20 protein-coding genes are annotated in these 19,935 nt (G+C 71.7%); 8 read left to right on the forward strand and 12 right to left on the reverse strand.

Features of this window, described 5'->3' with window-relative positions; all coding sequences use genetic code 11:
• Positions 1-2 precede the first annotated feature (2 nt).
• The 3 genes from FXF60_RS12690 to FXF60_RS12700 form a co-directional block, all read right to left on the reverse strand.
• Entirely contained in the window at positions 3-767 is a 765-nt protein-coding gene (locus FXF60_RS12690) for an ABC transporter permease (RefSeq protein ID WP_151526344.1), read from the reverse strand.
• Positions 764-1,699 carry an ABC transporter ATP-binding protein gene (locus FXF60_RS12695; protein WP_151526345.1) on the reverse strand — a complete coding sequence of 312 codons (936 nt, stop codon included), beginning with the start codon at positions 1,697-1,699 and terminating at the stop codon, positions 764-766. Before FXF60_RS12695 ends, FXF60_RS12690 begins: the two co-directional genes overlap by 4 nt.
• 81 nt (positions 1,700-1,780) lie before the next feature.
• Complete coding sequence (locus FXF60_RS12700) at positions 1,781-2,698, reverse strand: carbamate kinase (protein WP_151526346.1); 918 nt, start codon at positions 2,696-2,698, stop codon at positions 1,781-1,783.
• Between the two features lie 113 nt (positions 2,699-2,811).
• On the opposite strand from FXF60_RS12700, the gene FXF60_RS12705 reads away from it, so the two are divergent.
• Both FXF60_RS12705 and FXF60_RS12710 read left to right on the forward strand, forming a co-directional pair.
• Entirely contained in the window at positions 2,812-3,489 is a 678-nt protein-coding gene (locus FXF60_RS12705) for a biliverdin-producing heme oxygenase (RefSeq protein WP_238335847.1), read from the forward strand.
• Positions 3,489-4,076: a DedA family protein gene (locus tag FXF60_RS12710; protein ID WP_151526348.1), complete on the forward strand. Its 588-nt coding sequence runs from the start codon at positions 3,489-3,491 to the stop codon at positions 4,074-4,076. The genes FXF60_RS12705 and FXF60_RS12710 overlap by 1 nt, the downstream gene beginning before the upstream one ends.
• Here FXF60_RS12710 and FXF60_RS12715 read toward each other — a convergent pair.
• The gene (locus FXF60_RS12715) at positions 3,957-4,811 is read right to left on the reverse strand and encodes a DsbA family protein (RefSeq protein ID WP_151526349.1); all 855 of its coding nucleotides are present in this window, start codon (positions 4,809-4,811) and stop codon (positions 3,957-3,959) included. The two genes, FXF60_RS12710 and FXF60_RS12715, sit on opposite strands and share 120 nt — an antisense overlap.
• A 95-nt stretch (positions 4,812-4,906) precedes the next feature.
• Between FXF60_RS12715 and thpR the strand changes: the two genes are divergently transcribed.
• Positions 4,907-5,479 (forward strand): RNA 2',3'-cyclic phosphodiesterase, encoded by a 573-nt coding sequence (thpR, locus tag FXF60_RS12720; protein ID WP_151526350.1) that lies wholly within the window; start codon positions 4,907-4,909, stop codon positions 5,477-5,479.
• 263 nt (positions 5,480-5,742) lie between these two features.
• On the opposite strand, the gene FXF60_RS12725 is transcribed toward thpR, so the two are convergent.
• Positions 5,743-7,530, reverse strand: coding sequence for a metallophosphoesterase family protein (locus FXF60_RS12725; protein WP_151526351.1), 1,788 nt, complete (start codon positions 7,528-7,530; stop codon positions 5,743-5,745).
• Between the two features lie 56 nt (positions 7,531-7,586).
• On the opposite strand from FXF60_RS12725, the gene FXF60_RS12730 reads away from it, so the two are divergent.
• Genes FXF60_RS12730 through FXF60_RS12740 form a run of 3 tightly spaced genes read left to right on the forward strand, consistent with a single transcriptional unit; the run spans position 7,587 to position 10,814 of the window.
• On the forward strand, positions 7,587-9,272 hold the full coding sequence (locus FXF60_RS12730; protein ID WP_151526352.1) for an FAD-binding dehydrogenase: 1,686 nt from the start codon (positions 7,587-7,589) through the stop codon (positions 9,270-9,272).
• 5 nt (positions 9,273-9,277) lie between these two features.
• Complete coding sequence (locus FXF60_RS12735; protein WP_151526353.1) at positions 9,278-9,790, forward strand: NUDIX hydrolase; 513 nt, start codon at positions 9,278-9,280, stop codon at positions 9,788-9,790.
• A 4-nt stretch (positions 9,791-9,794) separates the two neighbouring features.
• Positions 9,795-10,814: a hypothetical protein gene (locus FXF60_RS12740; RefSeq protein ID WP_202879632.1), complete on the forward strand. Its 1,020-nt coding sequence runs from the start codon at positions 9,795-9,797 to the stop codon at positions 10,812-10,814.
• Positions 10,815-10,931: 117 nt separating this feature from the next.
• On the opposite strand, the gene FXF60_RS12745 is transcribed toward FXF60_RS12740, so the two are convergent.
• The 4 genes from FXF60_RS12745 to FXF60_RS12760 all read right to left on the reverse strand — a co-directional run bounded on the left by FXF60_RS12745 (position 10,932) and on the right by FXF60_RS12760 (position 14,224).
• Positions 10,932-11,516 carry a class I SAM-dependent methyltransferase gene (locus FXF60_RS12745; protein WP_151526354.1) on the reverse strand — a complete coding sequence of 195 codons (585 nt, stop codon included), beginning with the start codon at positions 11,514-11,516 and terminating at the stop codon, positions 10,932-10,934.
• On the reverse strand, positions 11,513-12,502 hold the full coding sequence (locus FXF60_RS12750; protein ID WP_151526355.1) for an NAD(P)H-quinone oxidoreductase: 990 nt from the start codon (positions 12,500-12,502) through the stop codon (positions 11,513-11,515). Before FXF60_RS12750 ends, FXF60_RS12745 begins: the two co-directional genes overlap by 4 nt.
• 136 nt (positions 12,503-12,638) lie before the next feature.
• Positions 12,639-12,848, reverse strand: coding sequence for a dodecin family protein (locus FXF60_RS12755; RefSeq protein ID WP_151526356.1), 210 nt, complete (start codon positions 12,846-12,848; stop codon positions 12,639-12,641).
• 98 nt (positions 12,849-12,946) lie between these two features.
• Positions 12,947-14,224: a NupC/NupG family nucleoside CNT transporter gene (locus FXF60_RS12760; protein ID WP_151526357.1), complete on the reverse strand. Its 1,278-nt coding sequence runs from the start codon at positions 14,222-14,224 to the stop codon at positions 12,947-12,949.
• Between the two features lie 304 nt (positions 14,225-14,528).
• Here FXF60_RS12760 and trpB point away from each other — a divergent pair, with 304 nt between their 5' ends.
• A complete protein-coding gene (trpB, locus tag FXF60_RS12765; protein WP_151526358.1) occupies positions 14,529-15,758 on the forward strand; it encodes a tryptophan synthase subunit beta in 1,230 nt (409 codons plus the stop codon).
• 25 nt (positions 15,759-15,783) lie between these two features.
• Here trpB and FXF60_RS12770 read toward each other — a convergent pair whose 3' ends face one another.
• Together FXF60_RS12770 and FXF60_RS12775 are read right to left on the reverse strand one after the other, a co-directional pair.
• Complete coding sequence (locus FXF60_RS12770; protein WP_192796734.1) at positions 15,784-16,557, reverse strand: helix-turn-helix domain-containing protein; 774 nt, start codon at positions 16,555-16,557, stop codon at positions 15,784-15,786.
• Between the two features lie 91 nt (positions 16,558-16,648).
• Positions 16,649-17,092, reverse strand: coding sequence for a MarR family winged helix-turn-helix transcriptional regulator (locus FXF60_RS12775; protein WP_151526360.1), 444 nt, complete (start codon positions 17,090-17,092; stop codon positions 16,649-16,651).
• Between the two features lie 98 nt (positions 17,093-17,190).
• On the opposite strand from FXF60_RS12775, the gene FXF60_RS12780 reads away from it, so the two are divergent.
• Positions 17,191-18,045, forward strand: coding sequence for a Rossmann-fold NAD(P)-binding domain-containing protein (locus FXF60_RS12780; RefSeq protein WP_151526361.1), 855 nt, complete (start codon positions 17,191-17,193; stop codon positions 18,043-18,045).
• Here FXF60_RS12780 and FXF60_RS12785 read toward each other — a convergent pair.
• Positions 18,014-19,933, reverse strand: coding sequence for an FtsX-like permease family protein (locus FXF60_RS12785; RefSeq protein ID WP_238335850.1), 1,920 nt, complete (start codon positions 19,931-19,933; stop codon positions 18,014-18,016). The two genes, FXF60_RS12780 and FXF60_RS12785, sit on opposite strands and share 32 nt — an antisense overlap.
• Positions 19,934-19,935: the final 2 nt, after the last annotated feature.

Raw genomic sequence — 19,935 nt, forward strand, 5'->3', positions numbered from 1 at the left:
GATCACTCCCACCGGAACAGCTTCACCGAGACGAGGGCGAGCAGCACGCCCCAGCCCGCCGTCACGAGGAGGTCGACGAGGTCAGGGGTCCGCCCCAGCATCGCGTCGCTCAGCATCTCGGCGGCAGCCCCGAGGGGCGTCGCGACGACGATGTCGTGCAGCACCCCCGGCATGGCCTGCACGGGGAGGTAGACACCGGCGGTGAAGATCATCGGGAAGAACACGATCATGCTGAGCGTCTGCACCACCCGCGTGGTCCGGGCGACCGACGTCAGGACGGCACCGATGGAGAAGGTGGTGGCGGTCGCCAGGACCAGACCTACGGCATACCAGAGGACGCTCCCCGGCCACGGGACGCCGTAGACCACCCTGCCGACTGTCAGGGCGAGGACCACCGCCGCGAGGACCGCCGCGGCGTGCAGGCCGACCTGGGCGAGCAGGAGGGAGGCGGGATGCACCGGGGTGGTGCGGAGCCGGCGCAGGATGCCCCGCTCGCGGTAGCCCGCGACCACGGCCGGCATCGAGAACACCGCTGCCGTGGTCATGGCGAACATGATCACGGTCGAGGTGTAGACGTCGACCACGCGGAGCCCGCCCAGGCCGGGCTCGGCCTGGTGGAAGCCCGGGACGGCGCCGAGGATCCCGAGCAGCAGCGGTGGGAAGAGCAGGATCCAGAAGAGCGAGCCGGGCTCTCGCGCGAAGAGTCGCGCCTCGGTGCGCACCACCGTCGAGGTGGTGCTGGGGGTGCTGGCGGTGACGGTGCTCATGCCGGTGCCTCCTCGGGGTCGTGGTCGTCCGCGTGGTCGGTGAGGGAGAGGTAGGCGGTGTCGAGAGTGCCGTCGAGGACACGCAGCCCGTGCGGCACGACGCCCGCCGACGTGAGTGCTCCGAGGACCGCGGTCGGTGCGCCCTCGCCACCCTCGACGACCACCCGGTCCCCGTCGGACCGGACCTGGCTGACGTCGGCGAGCTCCCGGATCGGGACGAGGTCGATCGGTGCGGACGGCACGAACGAGACCACGGTCGCCGACGACGCGCCGCCGATCAGCTCGGCGGGGGACCCGATGGCCCGGACCCGCCCGCGGTCGATGATGGCGATCCGGTCGCTGAGCTCGTGCGCCTCCTCCATCGCATGCGTGACCAGCAGGATGGTCGTGCCCTCGTCACGGATGTCGCGCACCAACGACCAGACGTCGCGGCGTGCCCGTGGGTCGAGACCGGTGCTCAGCTCGTCGAGGACGGCGACCCGCGGCCGACCCACCAGGGCGAGGGCGACGGAGAGCCGCTGCTGCTGCCCGCCGCTGAGATCCCCGAAGTGTCGTCGCAGGTGGGTGGTGAGGTCCAGCCGCTCGGCGAGCTCGCCCCATGGTCGTGGGTCGTCGTAGAAGGAGGTCCACAGCCGCAGCGCCTCCTCCACGGTGATCTTGGGCTGCAGCTGGGTCTGCTGCAGCTGGACGCCGATGATGCGGGTGGCGGCCCCACGATCGGTCCACGGGTCGACCCCGTGCACCCGGACCCGGCCGGAGTCACCGACCCGGAGGCCCGAGACCGACTCCACGGTCGTCGTCTTGCCTGCGCCGTTCGGGCCGAGGATGCCGAAGACCTGGCCCTGGGCCACCTCGAAGCTCACGTCGTCGACGGCGACCGTGGTGCCGTACGTCTTGCGCAGGTTCTCGACCTGCACCGCTGGGATGTCCATGTCTCCACGATCCGCGGCGTCGGGCGTCCGCACATCGGGCGACCGGAGACGATCGGCATCAACCGATCGGTGGATGCCTCGCTACCCCGCCGCGGTGACGAACGTCCCCGCCGTGCCGTCGACGAGCGAGGCGACCTCCTCCAGGCTGCCGATCGCCGCCGCCGCGCCCGCTCCGCCGACCTCGACGAACCGGCATACCGCCTCCACCTTGGGGCCCATCGACCCGGGCGGAAGGTCCAGCGCCCGCAGCCGGGCCGGTGTGGTGCGCCGCACCTCCTGCCGCCGGTCGGTGCCGTAGGCCTCCATCACCGCCGGCACGTCGGTGAGCACGAGCAGCCGCTCGGCGCCCAGGCGGTGCGCCAGGAGTGCGGCGGACAGGTCCTTGTCGATCACCGCCTCGACCCCGCGCAGGTCACCCGTCCCGGTGCGCACCACGGGCACTCCGCCGCCACCGGCGCAGACGACGATCACCGACTCGTCGAGCAGGTGGTCGATGAGCTGGGTCTCGATGATCTCGCGCGGCCGGGGCGAGGGGACCACCCGTCGCCAGTGCTCGCCGTCGGCCTTGACCTGCCACCCGTGCCGCTCCGCGAGCTCGTGGGCGGTCCGCTCGTCGTAGACCTCCCCGACGAACTTCGTGGGATCGGCGAACGCCGGGTCCTCCGCGTCGACGAGCGTCTGGTTGAGGACGGCGGCGAACTGCCGGTAAGGGCGCTCGTTGCCGATCGCCTGCAGGATCCAGTAGCCGATCAGGCCCTGGGTCATCGCGCCCAGCGCGTCGAACGGGTAGGGCTGGCTCAGCCGCGCGTCGTCGGCGCTCTCCATCGCCAGGATCCCGACCTGCGGCCCGTTGCCGTGGGTGATCACCACCTGGTGGTCGTCGGTGAGCGGCGCCAGCGCACGCATCGCCCGGCGGATGTTCGCGACCTGGGCCGCGGCGTCCGGGACCTGACCGCGCTCGAGCAGCGCGTTCCCACCGAGAGCGACGACGATCCTCATGGGCAGACGGTATGCGCTCGCCCCCCTGGTGGGCGGGACGCGCCGCTTCCGCGCGGCACCGGGGACGGCTAAACTTAGGGTGACCTTAGTCGTGTCGAGCAAAGGTGAGAGCCGTGACCGCTCCACTGTCCGAGGCGCTGCGTGCGGCCACCGCGTCGGCACATGCCTCCGCCGAGCGCTCCGCCTTCGTCACCGACCTCGTGGAGGGTCGCGCGTGCGCGGCCGCGTTCACCGCCCTCGCCACCCAGCACCTGCTCGTCTACCGCGCGCTCGAGGACGTGCTGCGCACCCACTACGCCGACCACCCGCTGCTGGCCGCGGTGGACGACCGGCGGCTGGACCGGGTGCCGTCCCTGGTCCACGACCTCGGGGTGCTGGTCGGTCCGGACCACGAGGTGCGACTGGCCGACGGGCGGCTGCCGATCTGCGTGGCCACCACGGCCTACGCGACGACCCTGCGGGAGCGGCATACCCCGGAGATGGTCCTGGCCAACCACTACGTGCGCTACCTCGGGGACCTGTCCGGCGGACAGATCGTCGCCCGGCTGGTGCACCGGCACTACGGCGTGCCCACGGACGGCCTGACCTTCTACACCTTCGCGGGCATCGTCAAGCCCAAGGTCTACAAGGACGACTACCGGGCGCGGCTGGACCGGATCCCGCTCACCGGTGACCAGCGGCAGGCGGTGCTCGAGGCGGCGGTCGAGAGCTTCCGGCTGAACGAGGCGGTCTTCGCCGACCTCAGCGCCGCGCGCCGGCCGTTGCACTCGGCCGCCGGGGTCGGCGGCTGATGCCCCACCTCGACTCCTATCCCTTCGCCGCCGCCTTCCTCTTCCTCTTCGGGGTGGCGATGCTGCGCGGGCAGGCGACCTACGGCATCGCCCGCCTGGTCACCGAGCAGACCCTGCGACACACCCGTCCGGACAGCGGGTGGGCCGCCTCGGTCCACCGCTGGTTGGCCGGTGAGGCGGTCGGTCGCGGGCGGGCTGCGGTGCAGCGGTGGGGCATGGTCGCGGTCGCGGCGTGCTATCTCACCGTGGGCTTCCAGACGCTCGTCCTGGCGGGAGCCGGCGCGATCCGTATGCCCTGGGCCCGCTTCAGCCTGGCGCAGGTGCCTGGCGCCCTGGCGTGGGCCACGATCTACGCGACGATCGGCTTCGCGGTCTGGATGGCGCTGATCGGCGCGGCGGTCAGCGGTCACCCGTTGCTGGTGCTGCTCGTCCTGCTCGTGCTGGTCGCCGCGGTGCTGGGGGCCCGCTCACTCCTGCGGCGTCGCCGCTTCCTGCTCGACGACTCCGAGGATGTGGTCGGCCGGGTAGAGGCCCTGCAGCACCTGGGTGTTGACGAGGAAGGTGGGCGTCGAGGAGACACCGAGTGAGCGGGCCTCCTCGGTGTCGGACCGCACCGCCTCGAGCAGCTCCTCGTCGTCGAGGGCTGCCCTGAACTGCTCTAGGTCCGGCACACCGACCTCCCCGGCGATCGCGATCAGCTCCTCGCGGCCGTAGTCCCCGTGCCCATCGGTCGAGAGCGCGAAGACCGCGTCCTGGAAGGCGGTGAGCCGTCCCTGCTCGGCCGCGGCGCGACCGGCGACGGCGGCCAGCTCCGAGGCCTCGTCGAAGAGGACCAGGTCACGGAACTCGATCCGCAGCGTGCCGTCCTGCACGAGGGGCTCGAGCTCCGGGCGCACCTCCAGCTGGAACCGGGCGCAGTAGGGGCACCGGTAGTCGGCGTACTCGATCATGACGACCGGGGCGTCGACCTCGCCGACCGCCATGGTGTCGTCGGGGTCGCGCCGCTGCAGGTCCAGCAGCAGCTGGGCGATCTCGGGGGAGGGCGTCTGCCCGGACGCGCCGGGCTCGGTGCTCGGCTCCTCCGGGTCGACGGCCGGGGTGCTGCCCTCCGGATCGGGGCTGCTCGGCTGGCCGACGCTCTCCTCGCCCGTCGACGGGGCGGTCACGGTGACCCTCGCCCCGTCGGCGGTGGCCCCCGGGTCCCGCCCGTCCAGCGCCCACCAGGCGATGAAGGCCGTCACCAGGGCGATCACCACGGCGGCGACCGCCCACGCGATCCCGACGGCCGTGCGGTCGGTGGTCCGGTCTCCGGGCGCACTCACCCGGCCAGGGTGGCACACGGCGGTGGCCTGCCGTCCGCGGGGCGCCGACCTGCCGTTCGTCGGGGCGGGCCGGACGGCCCTGAGACCATGGACCGATGCGCGCCTTCATCGCCCTCCTCCCGCCGGCCGAGGTCGGCACGGAGCTGGACCACTTCCTCGATCCGCGGCAGGAGGCGCTCGCGCCTCGCGGGCACTGGCGCTGGACCCGGCCCGAGCACCGGCACCTGACCCTGGCCTTCCTCCCCGAGCTGGAGGAGTGGCGCGAGGAGTCGCTGGTCGAGGCCGGGGAGGAGTGGGCCGCGCGGACCCGTCCCGTGCGGCTCGCCCTCCGTGGGGCCGGGGCCTTCCCCGACCCGGGTGCGGCACGGGTGCTGTGGGCCGGGGTCGAGCAGTCGGACCCGGGGTCGTTGGAGAGCTGGGCGCAGAGCCTGCGGGCGCTGTCGAGCCGGGCGGGTGCCCGCGTCGACGGCACCCGGTTCGCCCCGCACCTCACCCTGGCCCGCGCGGTCGGGCGCCCCCGCGCCGCGGGTCACCTGCTCCAGGCCCTGGACACCGTGCATACCTCGCCGTGGGTGGTGGACGAGATCTGCCTCGTCCGGTCCGAGCTCGGCCAGGGCCCCGGCGGCACCCCGAGGTATGCCGTGCGCCACACCTGGACCGTCCGCTGACCCGGTGAGCCGCTGAGCCGCTGAGCCGCTGAGCCGCTCGATCGCTCGGCTGCTGAGCTGCTCAGCCCTCGCCCCTCCCTGACCGACCGCACGCTTTGTGTCGACCGACCGCACGCTTTGTGTCGACCGGCCGCACGCTCTGCGTCTTGGAACGCAAACTGCGCGGTCGGTGGGCGCAAACTGTGCGGCCTGTGGGAACAAACCGTGCGGTCGGTGGGTGCAAACTGCGCGGCCTGTCGGAGCAAACCGTGCGGTCGGTCGGGTCAGGGGGACTCGGTGACGCTGCCGACGTCGTCCGCGCCGTCCGCGTCCCCGCCCGCGTCGTCGACGTCGCCCGCGTCCCCGTCGCCCGCGTCCTCCTCGATCTCCGGCAGGTCCAGCGGGGGCAGGGTGGTGACCACCGCGTCGTCCGGCGGCGTGACCTCGACGGTCGTCGGGTCCGCCTCGGAGTCGCTGATGATCTGGTCGACAGCCTGCACCGACACGCCGAGGTCCGGCGAGCAGGTCCGGTCGGCCGGCGCCTGCGGCTGGATGGTGCGGCCGTTGATCAGGCTCACGTCGTCGAACTGCGGCCGCCCGGACACCAGGTTGCGATAGCTGTAGCGCGTCAGGCTGCTGATCGAGCAGTCCGCGCCGAAGGTGAGGATGTCGAAGCTGTAGGGATGTCCCTGGAGCTCACCCGCCGTCTCCGGGTCCTCCTCGGCCGCCTCCTGCGCCTGCTCGGTCAGCGGCGGCAGGCGGAACTGGTTGACCAGCCCGCCGCCGGTGAACGACCCGACCTGCAGGTGCTGCCCGGTGAGGTCCGGGGCGTGCATGTGCCCGTTGACGGTGACCGCCTCCGCGCTGACCCGGTCCGCGGCGTACGGCTGGTGGGTGAGCACGATGTCGCTGAGCGGCATCCCCTCGGTCGCCTCCTGGAAGCGCTGCGCGAGCGCGCTCTGGTCGGCGCCGTAGTCGTCGCTGCGCTGGTTGAAGTAGCGGCTGTCGTTGAAGCCGGTGACCGTCACCCCGTTGACGCTGATCTGCTGCAGCTCGCCCTCGGTCGGCTCCACCAGCGCGACGTTGGGCACCTGCGCCATCCGGTCCAGCATGCCCTCGTCGCGGGCGAAGGCCCCGTCGTGGTTGCCGCGGACGTAGATGTAGGGGACGCCGAGGCTCTCGATGCCCTGGTAGATGCCGGTGAGGTCGCCCTCGTCGGCCTGCCCGAAGTTGACGATGTCACCGGCGTCGATGACGGCGTCGATGTCCTGGGTCTGCACGATCTCGCGCATGAGGGGGTACTGGTTGAGCCCGTGGATGTCGCTGACCAGGAGGAACCGGGCCGCTGCCGGTGTGTCCGCGCTCTCCGGGCTGAACTCCTCCCGCATCGCCGAGCTCAGCGCCAGCAGGTTGGTGACGTAGACGGCGCCCTGGTCGGCCTTGCGGTCCAGCCCGGCGAGGATGTCGGTGTTCTGCTCCACCAGCGACAGCAGGCTCGTGGTCCGGAACTCGCCCACCCGGTCCGTGCGATAGGTGAGGTATGCCGCGGTGCCCGGCACCACCATCGCCAGCACCGTCGCCACGGCCGAGGCCAGCACCCCGCGGACGTAGCGGTCTCGCGCGGGGTGCGCGGAGGCATACGCCAGCATCACCAGGACGGTGGTCACCAGCGCCCCCGCCGCGAACTTCCAGGCCAGCTCGGCCACCCCGGCGTCGATCGCCTCGCGCAGCTCCGCCGGCGTGGGCTCCAGGTCCGCCGTGCGCAGCTGCCCCTGCCGGAGCAGATCGGTGACCTCCTCGCGGACCTGCACCTGACCCTCGAGACCGGGGGCGGGCAGCACGGCGCGGCGGAAGGACACCTCCATGTCACCGACGACCGTCGGCAGGCGCACGCTCGAGTCGAGCCGCGGCTCGATGGAGATGTCGGCGGAGAAGTAGCGGGTCTCGGTGTGCACCGGCCACAGCTGGGTCGTCGCGACGCCACCGACGAAGGCGAGCAGCAGCAGCAGGACCACGACGCCGCTGCGTCGCAGCCCGGTGATCACGCTCCCGATGCGCTCACGGCTGCCCATCGGCACGAGCCTAGCGACCGGCACGACGGGCGATGACCGGGGTAACGTCGGCGGGCATGGCAGAGCGTGCGGACGTCGTGGTCGTCGGGGCAGGGCTGGCCGGGTTGGTCGCCACGGCCGAGCTGGTGAGCCGGGGCCGCCGGGTGGTGCTGGTCGACCAGGAGTCCACGGACCACCTGGGCGGCCAGGCGTGGTGGAGCTTCGGCGGGCTCTTCCTCATCGACAGCCCCGAGCAGCGGCGGATGCGGATCCACGACTCGGTCGAGCTCGCCTGGCAGGACTGGCGGGGCAGCGCCGGGTGGGACCGGGTCGGCGACGCCGACGCCCCCGGTGAGGACGACTGGGGCATGCGCTGGGCCCGGGCCTACGTGGAGTGGGCCGCGGGGGAGAAGCGGGCGTGGCTGCGCGAGCGCGGGGTGCGCTTCTTCCCGGTGGTGGGATGGGCCGAGCGGGGCGACGGCACGGCCACGGGTCACGGCAACTCGGTGCCCCGCTTCCACCTGACCTGGGGCACCGGTCCGGGGCTGGTCGAGCCGTTCGAGCGGGTCGTCCGCGACGGCGTGGCCGCCGGCCTGGTCCGGCTGCGCGGCAGGCACCGCGTCACCGGACTGGCCACCACCGACGGCGCGGTGACCGGTGTGCACTGCCAGGTGCTCGCGGACGACCCCGTCGAGCGGGGTATGCCCTCTTCCCGCGAGGTGGTCGGCGAGGCCGAGGTCGAGGCCGGCGCGGTCGTGGTCACCACGGGGGGCATCGGCGCGAACCACGACCTCATCGCCCGGTTCTGGCCCGAGCGGCTCGGCACCCCGCCGCAGGACGTGGTGACCGGCGTCCCCGCCTACGTCGACGGGTCGATGCTCGACCCGGTCCAGGCGGTCGGTGCCCGGCTCGTCAACCGGGACCGGATGTGGCACTACGTGGAGGGCATACCGAACCACTCACCGGTGTGGCCGGGCCACGGCATCCGCATCCTGCCAGGGCCGAGCAGCCTGTGGCTGGACGCCACCGGACGCCGGCTGCCCGCGCCCTTCCTCCCGGGGTTCGACACGCTCGGGACGCTGGCGCACCTGCGGCGCACCGCGCCCGGGCACGACCACAGCTGGTTCGTGGCCAGCCGCACGGTGCTGGGCAAGGAGTACGCGCTGTCCGGCTCGGAGCAGAACCCGGACCTCACCGGTCGGTCGGTGCGACAGGTGCTGGGTCGGGTGACGACGGACGTGCCGGCGCCGGTCCAGGCCTTCGTGGACCACGGCGCCGACGTCGTCGAGGCGGACACCGTGGAGGAGCTGGTCGAGAGGATGAACGGGCTCACCGGTGCCAGGCTGGTCGACGCGGCGCAGCTCCGTGAGGTCGTCGAGGCGAGGGACCGGGAGCTGGCCAACGGCTACGGCAAGGACGTGCAGGTGGCGCTCGTGCGGGCGGCCCGGAGGTCATGGGGGGACAGGCTGATCCGCACCGCGCCGCCGCACCGGTTCCTGGACCCGGAGCACGGCCCGCTCGTCGCGGTCCGGTTGCGGGTGCTGACCCGCAAGACCCTCGGCGGCGTCCAGACCGACCTCGGGTCCAGGGCGTTGGACCGGCACGGAGCGCCGATCCCAGGGTTGTATGCCGCGGGCGAGGTCGCGGGGTTCGGCGGTGGCGGCGTGCACGGCTACCGCTCGCTCGAGGGGACCTTCCTCGGCGGGTGCCTCTTCTCGGGCCGGGCGGCCGGGCGGGCCGCCGCCACCGATGTGGTTGGCTGACGCCCATGGACCTGTCCACCGTGCGCCGCAAGGCCAGCACCGCGGCGCTGCTGGGCTTCCGGGTGACCCCCGGACCGCTGAAGCGGGCGGTGGTGCGCACCGTGGCCCCGAGCTACACGGTCGGCGCGGTCTGCGTGATCGAGCACGAGCGGGAGTTCCTCGTCCTGTGGCAGCCGCACCGGCGCGGCTGGAGCCTGCCGGGCGGTCTGCTGGGCCGCGCGGAGGAGCCGTCCGACGCCGTCCGGCGCGAGGTGGCCGAGGAGGTGGGGCTGGACATCGACCCTGGTGATCCGGTGACGGTGCGGGTCGACCCGGTCGAGCAGGGCGTCGACGTCGTCTTCCGGGTCGTGCTCACCGAGCGGCCGGACCTGGCGCTGGCGACCGAGGCCCGCAAGGCCCGCTGGACCAGCCGGGCCGAGCTGGGACCTGCCGACCGGGACACCAGGGGGATCCTCGACGTGCTCGCGCACGCCGACGCGACATCCCGTCCGGGGCGTCTGCTCGACGTGCGACAGTAGGACGGTGAGACGCACCTCTGCCGTCGTCGCGACGGCGCTCGCCGTCACGCTCACGGCCTGCAGCGGTGGGACGTCGGCGGACCAGGCGGGCGGCACGGGTGGGGAGGTGGCCGCGACCTCGCCACCCGAGGATCCCGCCACGACCACGTCGCCCGAGGGGTCGGCCACGCAGTCGGCTGCCCCGGCCCCCGGCGACGGGGACGACGCCGCCACGACGAGCGAGGCCCCGGTCGAGCTGCCCCGGGGCGGGCGCGAGATCTTCCCCGACTTCCGTCTCGTGGGGTATGTCGGGCACCCGGACTCGGCCGGGATGGGGCGGCTGGGCATCGGTGACCCGGACGAGCGGGCGGACGAGATCGAGACCGAACTCGCCGACTTCGCCGGGGACCGGGAGATGCTGCCCGTGCTGGAGCTGGTGGTCTCCATCGCGCACCCCGTCCCCGGCGCCGACGGGACCTACCGCACCCACGTGCCCGACCAGATGATCGACGACTTCCTGGCGCTGGCCCGGCGGCACGACGCGCTGCTGCTGCTCAACATCCAGACCGGGGCGGTCCCCTTCCCGGAGGAGGTGCCGCAGTTCGAGGAGTGGCTGGTCGAGCCGGATGTCGGTGTGGCCCTCGACCCCGAGTGGGCGGTGCAGCCGGGGCAGGTTCCGGGTCAGGTCTACGGGAGCACGACCGGCGCGGAGCTGGACGAGGTCGCGGCATACCTCGCCGACCTCGTGGACGAGCACGACCTGCCCGAGAAGGCGATGGTCTACCACCAGGTCGCCTCCAGCGTGGTGCGGGAGGAGTCCGGTCTCACCGAGCACGACGGCGTCGTGGCCATCAAGTCGGTGGACGGCATCGGGCACCCGCTGGACAAGGTGGCCACCTACGAGCGGGTCACCGAGTCCACCCCGGAGCACGTGCACGGCGGCTTCAAGCTCTTCCTCGAGGAGGACGTCGAGTTCGGCCCGCTCATGACGCCCGAGGAGGTGGCCGAGCTCGACCCCGAGGTGGAGTACCTCATGGTCGAGTGAGCGCCCGCTGATCGGGACCTGTGCACGGATGAGCAGCCTGTGCCTACGGAGGAACGTGCGCACAGGCTGCATTCCCGCGCACAGGTCGACGGGGGGAGGTATGCCCGGCCCGCTCTGTCAGTCCGTGACCGCCGCGATCGAGGCGTGCGGGCGCGTGTGCGCCTCCTGCCGGTGCTGCACCCGGGAGATGCGCCAGCCTGAGTGGCTCAGCTCGGCCGCCATGGTGACGGCGGACCACGTGTATGCCGTCGTCACGGCGTGGTCGAAGGCCGCACCGTGCGGGCCGTCGAAGAAGCCGAGCAGGACACTGCCGCCCGGAGGCAGGGCCTCGTGCATCTGCGTCAGGGCACCCCCGACCTGACCCGGAGCGAGGTGGATGAGGGAATACCACGCCAGGATGCCGCCGTAGCGGTGCCTGCCGGCCAGATCCTCGACGCCACCGACGTCGAACCTGACCTCGGGGTGCCGCGCCCGCGCCAGGTCGATGAACTCCCGCGTCGGGTCCACGCCCCGGACATCATGCCCCTGCGCCGCGAGGCGGGCGCTCCAGTGGCCGGGGCCGCAGCCGAGGTCCAGGAGGGGGCCGCGGACAGACCTCGCCCAGGTCTCGATCCAGGTGCTGTCAGCGGTCAGGTCGAGGCCGTCGATGAAGGCGGCGTACTCGCCCGCGCGTGCGGCATAGGCCTCGCGCACCCCACTCACTCGGCCACGCTGAGCAGGATCTTGCCGATGTGCTCGCTCGCCTCCATCTCGCGGTGCGCGGCGGCGGCGTCCTCCAGCGGGTGGCGCGACTGGATCAGCGGCCGCACCTGCCCGGCGGCGATCCAGGGCCAGACGTGCTCCCGCACCTGGGCGACGATCTCCGCCTTGCTCGCCAGCGACCGGGAGCGCAGCGAGGTCGCCATCACCTTCGCCCGCTTGACGAGCAGCGCCCCCAGGTCCAGCTCTCCCTTCCGCCCGCCGAGGAGCCCGATGACGACGAGCCGGCCGTCGTGCGCCAGCGCCCGCACGTTGTCGGTGAGGTAGGCGGCCCCCACCACGTCGAGGATCACGTCGGCGCCGGCGCCACCGGTGGCGTCCCGCAGCTCCTCGACGAAGTCCTGCTCGCGGTAGTTGACGAGGATCTCGGCGCCGAGCTCCCGGCAGGCCGCCAGCTTCTGCGCCGATCCGGCGGTCACCGCGACCCGTGCCCCGAGCGCCGTCGCCACCTGGATCGCCATGGTGCCGATGCCGCTGGAGCCACCGTGCAGCAGCACGGTCTCGCCGTCGCGCAGCCCCGCCTCCATGACCAGGTTGCTCCAGACCGTGCAGGCGACCTCCGGGAGCGCGGCCGCGTCCCCGAGCGGTATGCCGTCGGGCACGGGGAGCAGCTGCCCCACCGGGACCGCGACGGTCTCGGCATACCCTCCACCGGCGAGCAGGGCGCAGATCTCGTCGCCCACCGCCCATCCGGCGTCCTGGGTGCCCTCGCCCAGGGCGCTGATCCGCCCGCTGACCTCCAGGCCGGGCAGCTCCGAGGCGCCGGGGGGCGGTGGGTAGGCGCCCTTGCGCTGCTGGACGTCGGCGCGGTTCACCCCCGCGGCGACCACCTCGACGAGGACCTCGCCCGGACCGGCGGTGGGGGCAGGGACGTCGGCAGGGACGAGGGCGTCGGGCTCGCCGGGCTCGGGGATGGTGATGGCTCGCATGCACCTCAGACTAGGGTCCTCGGTTCACCGGGCCGACCGCACGTCGGTCTGGATGACGTCCGTGCCGGTGCAGAGCAGCGAGGCACCCAGGCTGCGGGATGCTGTCGCTCGCAGCGCGATCGACGGGGACCGTCAGTCAGTCGTCGAGGACGAAGGTGACCTCGAGCGCCACCTGGTATGCCGTGACGGCGCCGTTCTCCAGCTCCACCTTCATGTCCTTGACCCAGGCGCCCTTCACATTGCGCAGGGTGTTGTTGGCGCGGTCGATGCCGACGTTGATGGCATCCTCGAAGCTGGTGTCGGAACGGCTGGTGATCTCGGTGACGCGGGCAACGGTGCCGGCCATGGCTCCTCCTGGAGACGGTGGGTGTCGTCGGACGGTGCGATCCTGCCACCGTTGCGCCGGGAGCGCATGTCTGCGCACGGCCCCGCGTCGCCCTGCCGCTAACCGATGAGGATGCCCGCGATGGCCGCGCTCATCAGGTTGGCGAGCGTCGCGGCCAGCACGGCCCGGATGCCGAGCTCGGCGATCTCCCGGCGCCGGTCCTTGACCAGCGATCCGAGGCCGCCGAGCAGGATGCCCAGCGACCCCAGGTTGGCGAAGCCAGTGAGCGCGAAGGTGACGATGGCCGCCGTCTTCGGACTGAACTGCTCGATGCTGGGGGCGAAGTTCGAGAAGGCGACGAACTCGTTGACGATGACTTTCTGGCCGACGAAGCTGCCGGCGCTCGTCGCCTCGCCCCACGGCACGCCGATGACCGTCATGAGCGGGGCGAAGACGTAGCCGAGCAGCTGCTCGAAGGTGAGGTCCGGCTGCCCGAACCAGCCGCCGACCGTCCCGATCAGCAGGTTGACCAGAGCGATCAGGGAGATGAAGGCCAGCAGCATCGCGCCGATGTTGAGCGCGAGCTTGAGGCCGTCGGCCGCACCGGAGGCCGCCGCGTCGATGACGTTGCGGTACTCCATCCCCTCGAGATCGTCCTCGTCGTTGGGTATGCCGTCCGCGTCCTTGTCGCCGTCCGGGTCGGCCGGCTCGTCGCTCACCAGCCGGTCCTGGCGCTCGGCGTCCTCCTCGTCCTCGGGCAGCACCAGCTTGGCCATCATCAACGCCCCGGGGGCAGCCATGAAGGAGGCGGCGATGAGGTACTCCAGCGGCGCCCCCAGCAGCGAGTACCCGACGAGGACCGAGCCCGCCACCGTCGACAGACCGCCGACCATGACGGCGAAGAGTCCCGAGCGGGAGAGTCCGCGCAGGTAGGGCCGGATGACCAAGGGCGCCTCGGTCTGGCCCACGAAGATGTTGGCGGCCGCGTTGACCGACTCCGCCTTGCGGGTGCCGAGCGCAGCCCCCAGGGCCGCACCGAGCCGCTCGACCACGAACTGCAGGATCTTGAAGTGGTAGAGCACGGCGGTCAGGGAGGCGAAGAAGATGATGACCGGGAGCACCTGGAAGGCGAAGACGACGCCGTCCTGCGGCAGCACCGACCCGAAGAGGAAGTCGATGCCGGCGTTCGAGGTGTTGATGACGGCCTGGACCCCCTCGGTGACCGCGCCGAGCGCTCGCTGCCCCCACGACCAGTAGAGGACGATGACGCCGAAGCCCACCTGGATCGCGAGGGCCGCCAGCACGGTGCGCCACCGCACGGCCCGCCGGTTCGTCGAGAGGAGCAGGGCGAGCGCGATGAGCGCCGCCATGCCGCCGATACCCCACAGCACGTCCATCGTGACCTCCCGGTATGCATCGCCGACCAGTGGGGGCGACGGTACCGTGCGGCTGGGTCCGCGTCAGCCCCGGGAGCGGAGGGCGTCCACGACGCGGCCGGTCTGCACGGTTCACTCGGCGCCCATATCGAGAACACCATGTCCTGGGGGCGGGTGGCCGCCCCGGGGCTGGGCAGGCGTTCTTGCAGGTCTTCCGCCGACGGGATGGTCAATTCTGTTCAAGACCCGGGCCCAAGGCTGGACATACCTTCCTCCTGTCCAACAGGCGCTCTCCGGGCGCCCACACTCCATGGAGGTTCGACCGATGGCCAAGCACGACATCCCGGTGGGTCCCGGCGCGACCGACGGCTTCTACGGCAGCTTCGGTGGCAGCTTCTATCCAGAGCGCGCCTCGGCAGCGCTGACCGAACTGGCGGACGCCTACGGTCGGTTGCGCACGTCGACGCCCTTTCTGGAGCAGCTCTCCCGAGTCCGAGCAACCTTTCAAGGCAGGCCTACACCGATCCACCACCTCAGGAGATTGTCGGCTGCGACGGGTGGCGCTCAGATCTACGTCAAGCGAGAAGATCTCAACCACACGGGAGCGCACAAGATCAATCACTGCGTGGGGTTCGCTCTCCTGGCGCGGGAGATGGGGAAGAGCCGGCTCATCGCTGAGACCGGCGCGGGACAGCACGGTGTCGGACTCGCTGCGGCCGCGGCGTACTTCGGCCTGGAGTGTGAGATCCACATCGGTGACACCGACAACGTCAAGGTCGCCCTGAACGTGTCGCAGATGGAACTGCTCGGCGCGCGGGTGGTGTCGACCGGCGCGGGTCAGTCCGCGCTCAAGGAGGCCAGCGACGCTGCGTTCACCTCGTACCTCCGCAACCACGAGACCGCGCTGTACGCGATCGGCTCGGCCATCGGACCGCACCCGTTTCCGATGATCGTCAGGGACTTCCAGTCGGTGATCGGCACGGAGGCACGCGCCCAGTTCACGGCACTCACAGGCGGGCCGCCCGACCACGTCGTGGCCTGTGTCGCGGGCGGTTCCAACGCGCTCGGGATCTTCTCCGCATTCACTGCTGATCTCGACGTGCGTCTCCACGCGGTCGAGCCACTAGGCAGGTCGGCGGCACCCGGCCAGCACGGCGCGACGCTGACCTACGGCCGCCCTGGAAGGATCCACGGCTCGGACACTCTGGTCTTGCAGGACGGCAACGACCAGCCGCTCCCCGTGTCGTCCATCGCTTCAGGCCTCGTCTATCCGGGCGTTGGTCCGGAGATGGCGATGCTGGTCGACACCGGCAGGGTGGGGGTGTCGACGGTGTCCGACGCGGAGGCCCTGGAGATGTTCGTCCGTCTCGCCCGACTGGAGGGCATCATCGCCGCTCTGGAGTCCGTCCACGCCGTCCATCACGCTACGCGGCTCGCTGCGGAGCTTCCGTCGGACCAGAGTGTCCTCGTGAACCTGTCCGGCCGTGGCGACAAGGACGCAGGTGCCGTCCTGGAGCTGGTGTTGCCCGCTCGAGACGACGAGTCGAGAGGTTGACGCATCGGCGTGCCGGGCGAGGCCCTCAGCGGTGCGGGTCTGCCCGGATCCCGCGAGCCAGCACGCCGGGAGGGACCCCGAACACCTTCTTGAACTCGCGGGTGAGGTGCGCCTGGTCTGCGAAGCCTGCCCCGGCGGCGGCATCGGCCAACGTCTGACCGTCGAGCACGAGGGACAGAGCGCTGGAGACGAGTACCTGCCGTGAGTAGCGCTGGGGTGGCATGCCGGCCCGAGCATGGAACTCGCGGATCAGGCGGCTCGTGCCGGTCCGGAGCTCGGTGGCGAGCCGGCTCGGGGAGGTCAGTTCCGTCGGTGACCGGTGGATCCGGTCGAGCGCGTCGACGGTCAGGGGAGGCATGGCGTGCGGCCGCCTCGAGGTCTCGCACAGGGACAGCAGTGCTCGTAGCGCTTGGGTCTTCACCCCCGGGGTGGCCGTCGAGCTCGACATTGCACTCGTCCAGCGCGCGGTTTCACGGCTATGACGGATGACGTCCGTGGTGATCGTCGGGCTCCGGCCCCATGTTCTGGGCCACAGGACCTGGGAGGGGTAGTAGGTCTCGAACAGCGTGCCGCTCTCGAGACTTGAACCGGAGTGGACCTCGTAGGCGTTGACGAAGAACACATCGCCGCTCTGGACGACCAACGCGTGGCGGCGCGTCCGTACCTCGGCTGCCCCGCGCCTGACCACGACGACCGAGGGGAAGGCGTGAACGTGGGGATCGAAGCGCAGCGCGGAACCACGGGCGTGAAGGAACTCCGAGCGGCGGTAGGAGAAGTCCAGGTCGGCCACCGTGGTCATGAGGAGGATTCTGCCAGCGCGTCCCGTCATGACCTGCGTCCACGGGCGTCGGGACACCGCACCCCTGTGATCCGGACGTGAAGGAGCTCGCTCAGGCCTGCACGGGGCGGGTCATGTCGCGATCGCTACCGCCGGAGATCACGCTCAGCAGATCAGCCAGGGTCTCCTGCTGTCGCGGCGTCAAGCACCCAAGGGCCTCGTGCGGGAAGGAGAACGCCTCGGTGACCTCACGGTGAAGCATGGCGCCCGCCGATGTGATGTGAACGGTCTTCGACCGACGATCAAGGTGTCCGACGCGCCGGGTGACCAACCCCTTGGTCTCGAGCCGGTTGACGAGCTGAGTGACATTCGACGCGTCGCACAGGAGGTCCGTGGCGAGCTGACCCATGGTGCTGGGGCCATCCGAGACCGCCTTGAGGAGACAGGCCTGCGAGGCGCTGAGGCCACACACTCGGGCGGCGCGGTCGTAGGCAGCGTCGTAGGCGTAGACGAAGTCCCACATCGTCTTCGCCACATCACTCACCGAAGCGCTCACGCGAAGCACTGTAGTTGATCCAGTAAACGAACTGTGCTTACCTCGAGGCACATGCTTGATTCACTCAACGATCGTGCCGAGGGCACGGAGGAGGCGACATGCGCAGGGTTCTCGTGACGGGTGTCCGGGCCAAGACCGGGGCACCCTTGGCGGACGTGCTGTCCGCCCGAGGCGACGTCCACGTTCGCGGCGGTACCCGCGACCCTTCCGGCGTGGACCTCGCGAACGTCCAGGCCGTGCCGTTCGGCTGGGATGACCACGACACCTGGGGGAGTGCTCTCAACGGTGTCGACGCTGTCTTCGTGGTGCGTCCTGACCGGGAGGACACTCCCGAGTTGATCTCGCGCTTTCTCCGGTCTTCCGACCCACAGCTCCATGTCGTGCTGCTGTCGGAGGTCGACGGCGGCTACTTCGGCGAGGAGGAGTGGGCTCCGCGCGTTGAGCGAGCAGTGCACGAGAGCGGGCGGACGTGGACGGTCTTGCGCCCGACGTGGTTCATGCAGGTCTTCAGTGACTCCCGCTTCATGCTCGACGACGTCGTGCAGCGTGGTGTCCTGGCCTTCCCCAGCGCGGGACAGTCAGTGTCGTGGATCGACGCGAGGGACATCGCCGCGGTCGCAGAGCGCGCCCTGACCGAGGATGGGCACCAGGGGCGCACGTACGAGCTGTCGGGTCCGGAGGCGTTGTCGCTACCCGAGACCGCTCGACAGCTCGCTGGAGCACTGGATCGGCCGGTGCAGCACGTGGAGATCACCCTGGACGAGGCGTTGGAAGGCACGACGGGCTTCGCACGCCAGAACGACGCGGGCGCACTGGAACGGGTCCGTCTCGGTATGGCCGGCACCGTCACGCAGGACGTGCAGGCCGTGACCGGGCGCCGCGCGAGGACCTTTGCCGAGTTCCTGCACGAGGACGCGGCGTTCAGGCCAGCGTCCGAGTGGCGCCGCGGATGACTCGCACTCCTGCGGGGACCGACGCGAGGAGGGGCAGGGCGATGACCACGCAGCTGAGAGCGGCCACCGTGGCGAGATCGACCACGGGAAGCGTGGCACCCAAGAGACCGAGGCTGACCCCAAGGATCCCCGGGAGGACCGTGACGGCACCGATCACCCATGCCGCGGCCCCTGTGGCGAAGGACTCGAGGACGGTCGTGGACACGAGTTGCCGACGCGTGGCACCGGTGCGGTGAAGCAGGGCGAACTCGCGGCGACGGCCCAGGGTCGTCAGCACGAGTGCATTGGCCGCCCCCAGGGTCACGAAGGCCAGCAGCATGAGCAGCAGCAAGGTCTCCAACCGTTGCTCGGCCATGTCCGGTGTCGTCGACGACCCGACGTAGTCCTCGGTGGTGGTCACCGGCAGGCCCAGGGCGTCGATCGCGGCGGCGAGGCGCGCCGTGCCGGCCGCGTCTCCGGACGTTCCGCCGACGAGCAGCGTCGTCCCCAGTGCCTGCGCCTCGTGGTCCCGGGCGGTGGAGTCACCGATCAGGTACGGGCCTAGGCCGAGCCCACGGTCGAAGACCGCGACGACGGTGAACGAGTGCTGTCCGTCGGGGAGGCGCATCTCGAGGCTGTCGCCGACGAAGGCCCCGGTCTCCAGGGCGGCGTCGGAGCTGACCGCGATCGTGTCCGGCCCGGAGAGCTGGCTGAGCGACCCGGACGAGACCGCAGGATCGAGCAAGGACGCCGGAGCGTCCGGGGAGACGACGCGGAGCCCCACTGTCTCCCAGGCGAGGCCGGCGAGGTCCTCGTCGTCGATGCGGACCTGCGCCGGCGTGCTCGAGAGCGAGGTGGTCTCCCGGACGCCTGGCATCGCAGCAACACGGTTGGCACTCCCCGTCGGCAGGGGGGACCCGCCGCCGACGACGATGTCGGCGCGGAGGGAGGCATCGAGCTGCTGTTGAGTGGCGCGGGCCAGTGCGGCATCCGTGCTCGTCTGGATCACGCCGGTCGACATGACGAGGGCGAGCGGCACGACGACGGCTGCGAGGCGTCGCGAGAACCCTCGTAGGTTGTGGGCGGCCAGCTGCGTCGGCGGGTGGCTGTGGCTTCGTAGCAACGGCGTGAGCCTGTCGACCGACCAGCCCACGAGAGCAGGTCCGGCGAGGGCGGCGGCGCCGACGAGCAGAAGGGCGGACGATGCCGCTGCCGCGCTGCCGATCACTCCGGGCACGACGAGGGGTGTGAAGGCGGCGGCCAGGCCGAGCACCGCGGTGCCGGCCGCGGCGACGCGACGTCGGGTCCCGAGCGGGCCCTCCTCGGCCGCCGAGTCCCGGACGGCTGCGGTCGGGGACTGGCGGAGGGTCTCGCGCGCGGCCAGCCAACCCCCGGCGAGGGCGGTGGGCAGGAGCGCAGCCACGGCGCCGAGGACTGGGAGCGGTGAGAGGACCGGCCCGGTGCCCGGCTCGAGCAGTCCGGCGTTCACGAGGACGGGGGTCAGGGCCCGGGCGAGCGCCAGCCCCGGCAGTGCCCCGAGGGGCACGGCCACCAGGCCGACCTGGAGGGCCTCCTTCGCGATGATGCCCCGCACCTGGGCGCGGGTCGCACCGACGGCCCGGAGGAGGGCGAACTCCTGGCGGCGTTGGCGTAGGGCGAGGGACACGGTCGTGGCCACGACGATGAGGACCACGACGAGCGCCGTGCCCGCGAAGGAGGAGGCGAGCGCGGTGAGCTGGGCTCCGGCGAGCGCCTGGGGCGACAGCGGACTGCCGGAGCCGACGCGCAGTCCGGTCTCCAGGAGGACTCCGGTGATCGTGAGGAGGGTCGCGGCCAGCCCGAGGGCGAGGGCGGTGCCGGCGAGTCCGCCGCGGTGTGCGCGGGCGCCGGCCTTGGCGAGGGTCCACATGG

This window comes from Serinicoccus kebangsaanensis (genome assembly GCF_008919445.1).
GTDB lineage: Bacteria > Actinomycetota > Actinomycetes > Actinomycetales > Dermatophilaceae > Ornithinicoccus > Ornithinicoccus kebangsaanensis.